Origin of the sequence: Lysinibacillus sp. C5.1 (assembly GCF_016350185.1) — a bacterium.
Lineage (GTDB): Bacteria > Bacillota > Bacilli > Bacillales_A > Planococcaceae > Lysinibacillus > Lysinibacillus sphaericus.
The window spans coordinates 3646490-3659168 of record NZ_CP066226.1 but is presented as its reverse complement, the minus strand read 5'-3'; the positions used below and the strand labels follow the sequence as shown (position 1 = coordinate 3659168).

The 12679-nt window shown below is 36.6% G+C and carries 12 protein-coding genes; 10 read left to right on the top strand and 2 right to left on the bottom strand.

The window, feature by feature from the left end:
• The first annotated feature begins 255 nt into the window (after nt 1-255).
• The 5 genes from sufC to sufB are packed head-to-tail and all read left to right on the top strand — an operon-like array spanning nt 256 to nt 5430.
• Nucleotides 256-1035 (top strand): Fe-S cluster assembly ATPase SufC, encoded by a 780-nt coding sequence (gene sufC / locus I5435_RS18020; RefSeq protein ID WP_024362714.1) that lies wholly within the window; start codon nt 256-258, stop codon nt 1033-1035.
• 18 nt (nt 1036-1053) lie between these two features.
• Nucleotides 1054-2361, top strand: coding sequence for a Fe-S cluster assembly protein SufD (gene sufD / locus I5435_RS18015; protein WP_024362715.1), 1308 nt, complete (start codon nt 1054-1056; stop codon nt 2359-2361).
• Nucleotides 2361-3590, top strand: a complete 1230-nt coding sequence (locus I5435_RS18010) for a cysteine desulfurase (RefSeq protein WP_024362716.1) — start codon at nt 2361-2363, stop codon at nt 3588-3590. Before sufD ends, I5435_RS18010 begins: the two co-directional genes overlap by 1 nt.
• Nucleotides 3580-4008 carry a Fe-S cluster assembly sulfur transfer protein SufU gene (gene sufU, locus I5435_RS18005; RefSeq protein ID WP_024362717.1) on the top strand — a complete coding sequence of 143 codons (429 nt, stop codon included), beginning with the start codon at nt 3580-3582 and terminating at the stop codon, nt 4006-4008. Before I5435_RS18010 ends, sufU begins: the two co-directional genes overlap by 11 nt.
• Before the next feature lie 24 nt (nt 4009-4032).
• On the top strand, nt 4033-5430 hold the full coding sequence (gene sufB / locus I5435_RS18000) for a Fe-S cluster assembly protein SufB (protein WP_024362718.1): 1398 nt from the start codon (nt 4033-4035) through the stop codon (nt 5428-5430).
• Nucleotides 5431-6160: 730 nt separating this feature from the next.
• Here sufB and I5435_RS17995 read toward each other — a convergent pair.
• Together I5435_RS17995 and I5435_RS17990 are read right to left on the bottom strand one after the other, a co-directional pair.
• On the bottom strand, nt 6161-6493 hold the full coding sequence (locus I5435_RS17995; RefSeq protein ID WP_024362719.1) for a hypothetical protein: 333 nt from the start codon (nt 6491-6493) through the stop codon (nt 6161-6163).
• Nucleotides 6494-6509: 16 nt separating this feature from the next.
• Entirely contained in the window at nt 6510-6881 is a 372-nt protein-coding gene (locus I5435_RS17990; protein WP_024362720.1) for a hypothetical protein, read from the bottom strand.
• A gap of 716 nt (nt 6882-7597) precedes the next feature.
• Between I5435_RS17990 and I5435_RS17985 the strand changes: the two genes are divergently transcribed.
• From I5435_RS17985 to yunB, 5 genes are read left to right on the top strand one after another with little or no spacing between them, the layout of a single operon-like run.
• Nucleotides 7598-8455, top strand: coding sequence for a DUF72 domain-containing protein (locus I5435_RS17985; RefSeq protein WP_229387507.1), 858 nt, complete (start codon nt 7598-7600; stop codon nt 8453-8455).
• Nucleotides 8455-9276 carry a sulfite exporter TauE/SafE family protein gene (locus tag I5435_RS17980; protein ID WP_025220403.1) on the top strand — a complete coding sequence of 274 codons (822 nt, stop codon included), beginning with the start codon at nt 8455-8457 and terminating at the stop codon, nt 9274-9276. The genes I5435_RS17985 and I5435_RS17980 overlap by 1 nt, the downstream gene beginning before the upstream one ends.
• Before the next feature lie 16 nt (nt 9277-9292).
• The gene (locus tag I5435_RS17975; protein ID WP_337982693.1) at nt 9293-10660 is read left to right on the top strand and encodes a bifunctional metallophosphatase/5'-nucleotidase; all 1368 of its coding nucleotides are present in this window, start codon (nt 9293-9295) and stop codon (nt 10658-10660) included.
• Nucleotides 10661-10695: 35 nt separating this feature from the next.
• Nucleotides 10696-11805 carry an HD-GYP domain-containing protein gene (locus I5435_RS17970; RefSeq protein ID WP_024364829.1) on the top strand — a complete coding sequence of 370 codons (1110 nt, stop codon included), beginning with the start codon at nt 10696-10698 and terminating at the stop codon, nt 11803-11805.
• Nucleotides 11806-11849: 44 nt separating this feature from the next.
• Nucleotides 11850-12620 carry a sporulation protein YunB gene (gene yunB / locus I5435_RS17965; RefSeq protein WP_025220401.1) on the top strand — a complete coding sequence of 257 codons (771 nt, stop codon included), beginning with the start codon at nt 11850-11852 and terminating at the stop codon, nt 12618-12620.
• The last annotated feature ends 59 nt before the right edge of the window (nt 12621-12679 follow it).

Here is a 12679-nt window from a genome sequence, read left to right as displayed (position 1 = left end):
CCACTATGTAGCTAGATGAAATCTATTCTCAATTAGAGATATTTCATTGAAAATAAACTTTGTTGATTCTCATTGTCAGTTTCGATTTCCAATAATCTGAAAATGCTTACAAAGTCTTTATATTTCACGATTTCATCATTGAAAAGTGAAAGTGGTCAAAATGGTTTGCATAGAGAACGATTTTCAGTTAAGATTAGAATGATAATAATTAAGGAATGGTTGCCCATTCATAGAACACATTATGGAGGTATTTTCATGTCAACTTTAGTAATTAAAGATCTTCACGTTGAAATCGACGGGAAAGAGATTTTAAAAGGCGTAAACCTTACAATTAATACAAATGAAATCCATGCAATTATGGGACCAAACGGAACTGGTAAATCAACACTAGCTTCTGCAATTATGGGACACCCTAAATACGAAGTTACTTCTGGTACAGTTGAACTTGATGGTGAAAACGTACTTGAAATGGAAGTTGATGAGCGTGCACAAGCAGGTTTATTCCTTGCGATGCAATACCCATCAGAAATCGCTGGTGTGACGAACGCTGATTTCTTACGTTCAGCTATTAATGCACGTCGTGAAGAAGGCGACGAAATTTCACTAATGAAATTTATTCGTGAATTAGATAAAAATATGGAATTCCTTGAAATGCATGAAGACATGGCGCAACGTTATTTAAATGAAGGTTTCTCTGGCGGTGAGAAAAAACGTAACGAGATTCTTCAATTAATGATGATTAAACCAACTTTTGCTATTTTAGATGAAATTGACTCTGGTCTTGATATTGATGCACTTAAAGTTGTGTCAAAAGGTATCAATGCAATGCGTGGCGAAGGCTTCGGATGCTTAATGATTACGCACTATCAACGTCTACTAAACTACATCACACCAGATCACGTACACGTAATGATGCAAGGTCGTGTTGTAAAATCAGGCGGCGAAGAATTAGCTCAACGTTTAGAAGCAGAAGGTTACGATTGGATTAAAAAAGAACTAGGAATCGAAGAAGAAACAGAAGAACAAGAAGCATAAGAAGGAGGACGAACTAGCATGACAGTGGAACTTAACTTGCCTGTAACAGTACAGGACGTGCGCTCGTTCTCAGAAGCGAATGGTGAGCCAACTTGGTTTGCAGAGCTTCGTACGGCAGCACTAGACAAAGCAGCTGGTTTAGATATGCCAAAACCAGATAGAACAAATATTACAAAATGGGATTTTATGAATTTCCCAACTCACACAGTTGTCAGTGAAGAATTAACTTCATTAGATGAATTACCAGAAGAGGCAAGAGGGTTAATTAATCTTGAGTCTCAAGAAAACTTATATATTCAGCGTAACAACACACCAGCGTTTATTAAAACGTCACAGGAGCTTGCTGACAAAGGCGTTATTTTTACAGATATGTTAACAGCTGTACGTGAACATGGTGAGCTTGTACAAAAGTATTTCATGACTGAAGCAGTAAAAGTCGATGAACATAAATTAACTGCACTTCATGCAGCACTTGTAAATGGTGGCGTATTTGTTTACGTACCGAAAAATGTCGTTATTGAGCAACCGTTACAAGTAGTATTTTTAAATGATAATGCCGAAGCTTCTCTATATAACCATGTATTAGTTGTTGCTGAAGCCAATGCAGCTGTCACATACGTAGAAACATATATTTCTACAGTTGAAGAAGCGAAAGGTCAGGCAAATATTATTTCCGAAGTCATTGTACAAGATAACGCGCAAGTAATTTACGGTGCGGTTGATGTACTGGCTAAAGGTTATACTACTTATGTAAATCGTCGTGCTCGCTTAGCGCGTGATGCAAAAGTAGACTGGGCACTAGGTTTAATGAATGATTCAGATACAATCTCTGAAAACATTACACACCTTATCGGTGATGGTTCTCATGCAGATACAAAAACAGTTGTAGTTGGTCGCGGAGAGCAAAAGCTAAACTTTACTACAGAAGTTCGTCACTGGGGTAAAAACTCAAATGGTCACATCTTGAAACACGGTGTGATGAAAGATGCAGCACAGTCAATCTTTAATGGTATTGGTTACATTGAACACGGTGCTACAAAAGCGGATGCACAGCAAGAATCACGTGTGCTAATGCTTTCTGAAAAAGCACGTGGCGATGCGAACCCAATTCTTTTAATTGACGAAGATGATGTAACAGCAGGACACGCAGCATCTGTAGGACGAGTAGATCCACTACAACTTTATTACTTAATGAGTCGTGGTATCTCGAAAGCAGAAGCAGAGCGCCTTGTTATCCATGGATTCCTTGCGCCAGTTGTTACGCAATTACCAATTGAGGGCGTTCAAAAGCAACTGACGGAGGTTATTGAAAGGAAAGTTCGCTAATGATCAATAAAGACATTAAAAGCTATTTCCCAATATTAAATCAACAAGTAAATGGTCACCCGCTTGTTTATCTTGATAGTGCAGCAACATCTCAAAAGCCTATTCAAGTAATTGAAGCAATTAAGCATTACTATGAATTTGATAACTCAAATGTTCACCGAGGTGTGCATACATTGGGGAATCGTGCGACTGACAAATACGAGGGTGCTCGTGAAAAGGTTCGCAATTTCATTAATGCGAAAACGACAGAAGAAATTATTTTCACTCGCGGTACAACAACTGCGTTAAATACAGTAGCTTCTAGTTATGGTCGTGCAAATGTTGAGCAAGGTGATGAAATTGTCATCACACATATGGAACACCATTCTAATATTATACCTTGGCAACAGCTTGCAAAAGAAAAAAATGCAACATTAAAGTACATTGACCTTGAGGCAGATGGAACGCTTGACCTTGAAAAGGTTCGAGCAACAATTACGCCGAAAACAAAAATCGTGTCTGTATCCATGGCATCAAATGTTCTCGGTACGATTAATCCGATTAAAGAAATTGCTAAAATTGCACATGCCAATGGTGCAGTTATGGTAGCGGATGGTGCACAAGCAGCACCGCATATGAAAATGGATGTGCAAGACCTAGATGTCGATTTCTTAGGATTTTCAGGACATAAAATGTGCGGACCGACTGGAATAGGTGTACTATATGGTAAAAAAGAGCACCTTGAAAAGATGGAGCCAATTGAATTTGGTGGCGAAATGATCGACTTTGTTGGATTACATGATTCAACGTGGAAAGAATTGCCGTGGAAATTTGAAGGTGGTACACCTATTATTGCAGGAGCAATTGGTTTAGGAGCTGCTATCGATTTCTTAACTGAAGTAGGGTTAGACAATATCGCAAAGCATGAACATGCGCTTGTAGGCTATGCGATGGATCAGCTTGAAACAATTGACGGACTTAAAATTTTTGGCCCACGCGATCCTATGAAGCGTTGTGGACTTGTTACATTTAACTTAGATGATGTACATCCGCATGATGTTGCAACTGTTCTTGACATGAATGGCATCGCTGTTCGTGCCGGACATCATTGTGCGCAGCCACTAATGAAATGTCTCCAACAAGTAGCGACAGCGCGAGCAAGCTTTTATCTGTACAATACGGAGGAAGATATTGACCGCTTAGTTGCTGGGTTGCGTTCAGCGAAGGAGTATTTTGGCGATGTCTTTTAATAATTTAGATCAACTATACCGTTCAGTAATCATGGATCATTATAAAAATCCTCGTAACAAAGGATCTTTAGAAACAGATGCTGTCACAATTGATATGAACAATCCGACTTGTGGTGACCGTATTCACTTAACACTTAAAGTGAATGATGGTGTTGTAGAAGATGCGAAATTTGACGGTGAAGGCTGTTCAATTTCGATGTCTTCTGCATCGATGATGACTCAAATCATTAAAGGGAAAAAAGTAGCAGAAGCATTAGAACTTGCTGATATTTTCTCAAAAATGATGATGGGTGAAGAATATAGCGATAAATACGACCTAGAGGATGTCGAAGCACTGCAAGGTGTTTCACAATTCCCTGCACGCATAAAATGTGCGACATTGGCTTGGAAAGCAATGGAAAAAGGCGTAAAAGAATAATAATTCGTGAACGGAGGAGAAATAATGGCTAAAAAAATGCCGGATATTGGCGATTACAAATACGGATTCCATGACAAGGACGTATCAATTTTCCGTTCAAAACGTGGTTTGACTGAAGAAATCGTCCGTGAAATCTCAAATATGAAGCAAGAGCCAGAGTGGATGCTTGAATACCGCTTAAAAGCGCTTGAAACTTTCTATACAAAACCGATGCCACAATGGGGTGGCGATCTTGGCGATTTAGATTTCGATGAGATTACGTACTACGTAAAACCATCTGAAGCGACGCAAAAATCTTGGGATGAAGTACCTGAAGAAATTAAAGCAACGTTTGATAAATTAGGTATTCCTGAAGCAGAGCAAAAATATCTTGCTGGTGTATCAGCTCAGTACGAATCTGAGGTAGTATACCACAACATGAAACAAGATCTTGAAGACCTTGGTATTGTGTTTAAAGATACTGATTCAGCTTTACGTGAAAACGAAGAGATTTTCAAAAAATATTGGGGCAAAGTAATCCCATACACTGATAACAAATTTGCTGCATTAAATTCAGCAGTTTGGTCAGGTGGTTCATTTATCTACGTGCCACCAGGTGTAAAAGTGGAAACGCCTTTACAAGCATACTTCCGTATTAACTCTGAAAACATGGGGCAATTTGAGCGTACGTTAATTATCGTTGATGAAGGCGCACACGTGCATTATGTTGAAGGATGTACTGCTCCAGTTTATACTACAAACTCTTTACACTCTGCAGTTGTAGAGATTATCGTCGAAAAAAATGCTTACTGCCGTTATACAACGATTCAAAACTGGGCAAATAATGTTTACAACTTAGTAACTAAACGTACAGTTGTTGAAGAAAACGGTACGATGGAATGGATTGACGGTAATATTGGTTCAAAATTAACGATGAAATACCCAGCTTGTATCTTAAAAGGTGAAGGCGCTCGTGGTATGACATTATCAATTGCATTAGCTGGTAAAGGACAACACCAACATGCTGGGGCAAAAATGATTCATATGGCACCGAATACATCTTCTACAATCGTTTCTAAATCGATTGCCAAACAAGGTGGTAAAGTAACCTATATGGGTCAAGTTCGTTTCGGTCCTAAAGCAAGTGGTGCACGTGCTAATATTGAATGTGACACGTTAATCATGGATAATCAATCTACTTCGGATACAATTCCATACAACGAAATCTTAAATGATAATGTTTCTTTAGAACATGAAGCGAAAGTTTCAAAAGTGTCAGAAGAGCAACTATTCTACTTAATGTCTCGTGGTATTTCTGAAGAAGAAGCAACAGAAATGATCGTAATGGGCTTTATCGAACCATTTACGAAAGAATTACCAATGGAATACGCAGTAGAAATGAACCGTCTTATCAAGTTTGAAATGGAAGGAAGTATCGGGTAAACGTCCGGTAAACCTTTCTACATCAGCGTTTCTGTATGGTATGTGTAAGGTGAAATGTGTGAAATACCTACAAATCATCCACAAATTATAAAATTATATGTTTTTTATAGAGATCGAGTGCATTGCGCTCGATCTTTTTTATTTATATATAAGTAAGTAATTGCTGTATAGCGATTTATGACAATACAAGTCTTATCTTTAGCTTGGAAGATGCATCCGAGAAATAGAAAGCTACAGTTATGCTGTAGTAGGATAAAGGGAAAAGAACATAGCGAGGTTTATGATGAATCTGTTACCTAGGTTGAATAGACCAACAAATTAGATAAGACACTCGAGGGAAATGGATCGTAAAAGACTATAAAAATTATTATTACTATAACCGAATCCAAACAAAACTAAAAACAACCAGTAGCCGGTTCAATACCGACAACTGGTTGAGTGATGCTATTTTAATTGTTGTCCTATATACCAGGTTTAGTCCCATTTTATGCTATCGACCTTTTCTTAATTAATTACAAAACAATGGTTTGTGAACATTGTTTATGCGTTTTTTTTTATAAATTTTCTCCCAGAACTTGTTATACAAAAAATCTAAATATTTTAAGCGATCCTGCACCCCTTGTTTAAGATATAATCTTATCATCGTAGGTCTGTATTTCCCTAACGCTACAAATCTACTTTATATTTAAGAGGGGCTGTCTCATCCTAATTTTATTCTAATGAAGATCATTTATAGAGGATTACTATACATCCTGCCAGTAAATGTAGCTATATATTCCCCTTTAATATACTCATGTTTTACATATTTTAAAACACCCCTCATTACGCCGTAAACTTCATGATAATACTCATAGGGTACTTCCTTAGGAATTAATGAAGGTGTAGGAAAAGTCAAAGTGATTGTTTGAATATGATCATAAACCCAAAATGGTGATACATCAGTTTGGGTTTCTTGTATCAAGGGTATAGTTGTTTCTCTTGCCTGAACAGTTGGATTAGAAAAAGGTAAAATAAATGAAGCAACACCTACCATCAATAAACCTTTATTAAAAAAGTTATTCATATATAACACTCCTTTTTTAATAATTAATTTTACCTGTGAAAGTTGCTCTCCAAGTATATTGAAGCTTTTCTACTTCTCCAGTTCTTTTTAGTTTGCCATGATACCATTTACCATCAATATACTCTTCGTAATAAATTGAATCTGGTACTGCAGCAGCAGAAGTATATTCTTTTTTTACAGTTTTAGTTATTGCAGTCCAAGGCCATCCATAAGTTGTAACCTCATCTTTATTTATTTGGTATATTTTACCACTCGTATCACCAACCTTTTCTTTTGTATAATCTTCACTTACCTCATCTGTCGTCAATGCTTGTGGCTGAATAACAATTGAACCAAACGAAACAACCAAAATCAAAGCTACTATGAAATAAATGATTTTTTTTTGCACTTCCCTTGCCCCTTTCCTTTCATTTTTTAGAATGTTTGGTTAAAAATCGATTCTATTATATAATAAAAATGAGAATATTGCAAAAATTAAAATATTAATGTCGAAAGCTATTAAAGATTTTCAACGTGATTGGTAATCATAGAACTACAATGTATGTTTATATTAAAACAAATGTTATACGTCGTAGGAAAAGCACTTTTCTCTATGAGCATCCGACAGCTATACAAGTATTAGTAGCTATTGTTTAATCACTATAAAATGATACCGAAAACTGTGATATTATCAAATTAAGTTATCTAAAAGGGATGTATAGAAATACTTGTTATTCTAGCCCTTTTTGCCGGCTTGTTCACGAACACAGTTAATTGATGAAGTTGTATGGCAAGGGAATATGCATGTATTATATAGTAGAAAGAGGGATTAAATAGTTTTATATCCCTTCCAATTACGCTTCCTTTAGAATTTTTGCAGATGAATTATCAAACGTATTCGAGCGATTTCAATTGATTTATGGGTAAAGTGTATGAAAAGTTATAGTATAGTTGCTTGTTATGTTGTATTTCTTTCTATTCAACTGTATATGATGGAAAGTTCCATAGACTAATTTTGAAAAATACATGCGACTAGAGCTATTTTAGCTTTAGTCGCTTTTTATTTTTGTAAGTATTTGCACTGGAAAGTGTATGCTATCATTAGGTACATAGGGAGGGAGTCTTATGATTCGAATTGGGCTAACAGGCTGGGGCGATCATCCTTCGTTATACAGTGGTGTGACTGCCTCAAAGGACAAATTATTTGATTATGCAGGTCATTTTTTAACAGTAGAAGTAGACACATCATTTTATGCTATTCCATCAGTTGATAATGTACGGAAATGGTGTGAACTAACACCACATTCATTCCGTTTTGTTATAAAGGCTTATCAAGGAATGACCGGTCATTTACGTGGGGAAATCCCCTTCGAATCCAAAAATGATATGTTTAACGCGTTTATCGAGTGTGCCAATGAATTTAAACGGCATGGAAAATTAGCGATGGTACTCGCACAGTTTCCACCATGGTTTGATTGTCAGTCAAAAAATGTCCAGTATTTATTGTATATTAGGCAACAATTAAAAGAGTTCGATGTGGCAATTGAATTTCGTAATCGCACGTGGTATACAGACAAGCTTGTCCAGCAAACAATGGATTTCTTGCAGGAACATCAATTTATTCATACGATATGTGATGAACCACAAGCGGGTATTGGCTCTGTTCCCTTTTACCCTGAAGTAACGGCAAATAGGGCACTTGTACGCATTCATGGTCGTAATATTCATGGTTGGCGTAATACTGGCAATATGGAAAACTGGCGAAAAGTTCGGTTTCTATATGATTATAATAAAGAAGAATTGCAACAACTCGGCCAGCATATTCAAGCTATACAGCCAAAGGTACAGGAGTTATTTGTGTTATTTAATAATAACTCAGGGTTGCATGCTGCGAAAAATGCAAAGGAGCTTCAGGAGCTATTAGCTATACGAGATGTTGGTTTAGCACCAAAACAATTAAATATGTTTGAAGGAGAAATATAATGGAGTTTATTCTTTTAGTGATCATTGCACTAGCATCGGGGCTAATCGGCTCTCTTGTTGGGCTAGGTGGAGGGATTATTTTAGTACCGGCTACTTTATTTGTTGGGTTAAATCTTGGGTTGCTTCCAGATATAACACCGCAAAAAGTGGTTGGGCTATCTGTTGTGATGATGATTTTCACCGGGCTAGCATCAACATTAAGCTACATGAAATCCAAAACGGTGGATTATAAAAGTGGTTTTATATTTTTTTTAGGTAGTGTTCCAGGAACAATGGTAGGTGCATGGGTAAATAAAGGATTGGATTTACCTTCATTTAATTTATATTTTGGGTTATTGTTAATTGTTATATCGATTATTTTACTTGTACGCGATAAATTGAAACCTGTACAATGGTTTGTGAAAAATGGTACACAACACCAGTTTATCGATGCATCGGGACAAACATATGTTTACGGCTATCCGATTTGGTTTGCGTTGTTGTTCTGCTTTGCAGTTGGCTTTGCATCAGGATTATTTGGTATTGGTGGCGGCTCGATGGTTGTGCCTGCAATGATCATATTATTTTTATTTCCACCACATGTGGCAGTGGCAACATCCATGTTTATGGTGTTCTTAACATCCATTGTGAACTCGGCAAGCCATATTTATTTAGGTCATGTACCATGGCTTTATACGATTCCAGTTATTCCTGGGGCTTATATTGGAGCTAAGTTAGGAGCAGCACTCAATAAAAAAATTAAATCAGATACACTTGTCCTGGCACTTCGAATTATTTTATTATTATTAGGAATTCGTTCCATTATAGAGGGCTTATTGTAAAGAAGAGGTGGCTGGAATGCTAGAAAAAATTCATATTTTTCACACAAATGATTTGCATAGTCATTTTAAGTATTGGCCACGCATGCAAAACTATGTCAATGCGCAACGTGCTCAATATGCAGCTCTAGGGGAAACTAGCTTTTTAGTTGATGTTGGAGATCATCTAGATAGGTCAAATATTTATACAGATGCGACTATTGGTAAGGGAAATGTCCAATTATTAAACGATGCAGGTTATGATGTTGTGACAATCGGTAACAATGAAGGCATTACACTGTCTCATGATGAGTTGTTTCATCTATATGATGACGCGCTATTTGAAGTCGTAGTGGCGAACGTTAATGCCTCGAAGGGACAAAACCCAATGTGGCTAAAGCCTTACGTTGTGTTAACTACAAAAAATGACACGAAAATCGCGGTTATTGCAGCGACAGCTATGTTCGAAATTTATTATAAGGAATTGCAATGGCAAATAGACGATGCACGAAGTTCCCTTATTCGATTAACCCATCAACTGCGTAAAGAAGTAGACATTGTTGTTTGTCTGTCACATTTAGGAATTACTGAAGATGAACTGCTCGCAGAGGAATGTCCTGAAATTGATGTTATCTTTGGGTCACATACGCATCATACATTGCCAAATGGGAAGTTCATCAATGGTGTATTGCTTACTGGCGGAGGAAAATTTGGCCAATATACTGGACATCTCGTGATAGAATATGATAAAAAAACGAGAGAAATTGTTGAAAAAAAGGATACTTTAATTCATAATAAGGACTTGCCAATTGTTGAAAATGAAAATGAATTTTTGCTAACTTTAGAAGAAGAAGGCAAAAGGTTATTAGACAAGCCTGTATTTTCAACAGAAAAAATGTACAATAAAGAATGGTTCCATTACTCACAATTATCTCACTTATTTGCGGAAGCAATTATAGAAAAAAGCGGTGCAGATTGTGCGTTATTTAATGCAGGGATTTTTTTAGAGGGCCTTCCAAAAGGAATGGTAACCGCGCTTGATTTACATAAAATTTTTCCACATCCAATTAATTTATGTACAATCGAATTGTCGGTATCTGAAATAAAAGAGATTTTTCAGCAATCGAAAAATGAAGAGTGGCCCAATATGGAGCTTAAAGGATTAGGGTTTAGGGGCGTTGTTTTTGGTAAGATGCTGACGTATGGCTTTGCAATGAATGAGGAGCGTCAATTGCTCATTAATGGAAAGATTGCAGATAATGAACGTACTTATAAATTAGTAACGCTGGATTTGTTTACGTTCGGTTATTTTTATCCTAGCTTTAAATATGCAAAGAAAAAATATATTTTACCTGATTTTTTACGAAACATTATGTTAGATTATGGGCAAAGTTTCTTTAAGCGATAGATAAAATGCTTTAAGAATGGATTGGGGAAGAAGTCATGCGATTAATTTCAATCGATGTATTAAAAGAAGGAATGGTACTAGGAAGAACCATTTGGAATGAGGCAGGTCATCCACTTTTAAAGAAAGACGTTGTCATTAATGAACGTATTATTGAAAGACTTCAACAGTTGAATACGCATTATTTATATATTGATGACAAAATTTCTGAAGGCATTGAAGTCAAGGAGACAGTTCCTCCTGATGTCCGGAATAAAGCCATTTCAACTATTAAAGATTCTTTCCAATCATTGAATGGTTTAAGTACGGTGAATGCCTCTTATATACTGGATCAACAGTCGAAAGCGATTGTCACGATTGTCGATGAACTACTCTCAGCTATTACGGGTAATAATGAAATTTTAACGGTTTTAACAGATGCTTATTTATTTGATGAATATTTATATCAGCATTCTTTTCATGTGACTTTATACTCGATTGCAATAGCAAAAGAATTAGGTCATTCTGCTGAAGATCTTCGTTTAATTGGTATTGGTGCCTTATTGCATGATGTTGGAAAGCTTATGGTGCCGAAAGAGATATTAAAAAAACCAGGTCGCTTATCTCATGAGGAATTTGAGATGATGAAAATGCATACGCGTTACGGGTTTGATTTATTACGTAATTTGCATTCTATTTCCTTACTGGTTGCACATTGCGCTTTTCAACATCATGAACGCATTGATGGAAGTGGTTATCCACGTGGCTTAGTTGATTTTGAAATCCATCCATTTGCCAAAATAATTGGTGTAGCGGATGTATTCGATGCGGTGACGACAAATCGTGTATATCGTGAAAAAATGCTACCATCACAAGGGCTTGCCATTGTTGAAGCTGGCTCAGGCACTATTTATGATGCACGAATTGTTAATGCATTAAAAAGATCGGTTGTCCATTATCCGAATGGGCTGATTTTAAAATTATCAGATGGTCGCCGAGGCATTGTTTCTAAACAAAATACTTTGGATGCTGCTTTGCCATGGATTCGAATTTTTGAAGAGCGTAATGAATTACTTACAGCGACATATGAAATTAATTTAGTGGACTATCCAACTGTAAAAATTGATAGTATTGAAACTGATTATGTAGTACCAACGAGAGTCGTATAATTTGCTCCTTCTGTTCATACGTTGTAGAACAGGAGGAGATTTTTTTGTTTTTCCCTCGAAAAAGGATGAAATTGCGAACGAATCATAAAAGAGGAATGCAGCTCAATCGTTTAACCTTATTAATTGTCGCAAGTATTATTTGTATCGCATTATTTCTGTATTTATTAAATGAGCGTCTTAAACCCACATATTTGGAATATGCAGAAGTGCAGACGAATAAAATTGCGTCGTATGTTGTTAGTAAAGCCATTAACTCACGTACTTCTAACGTATTGGACGTTAATGATATAATCGAAGATGTACCATCTGGTACGTCAGTGACCACAAAATTTAATACAGAAATTATTAATAGAGTGCGTGCAGAAACACTTGAACTTGTGAAAATGTATTTAGAACAAGCTGAGCATGGAGAATTGTCCCATTTACCGGATTTAGATAATGTTGAATATGATGTGAATAAAATTCAACAAGGAGATGGTATTGTCTTTTTCGTTCCGCTTGCACAGGCGGCAGATATTCCTTTACTCGGTAATTTAGGGCCTAAAATACCCATACGTTTTCATGTAATTGGCAATGTCCATAGTAATGTTACAGCGGATATTAGAGAATTTGGTATTAATAGTGCGTATGTCGAAGTTGGCATTCATATAGAAGTGAATGTCCAAATAATTGTGCCATTTGCTAGTAAGTCAACGACGGTATCACAGGATATTCCTGTAGCAATGGGGTTAACGAGAGGACCAGTACCAAACATTTATACGAATGGCACAGATGCGGTACAGCCATCTATAGAAGTGCCGGTGCCATATCAATAGAAATGTTAGGTTGAGAGTAAATGTTAGTTGTTGCAGTTCGTGTAATATGATACATTGAC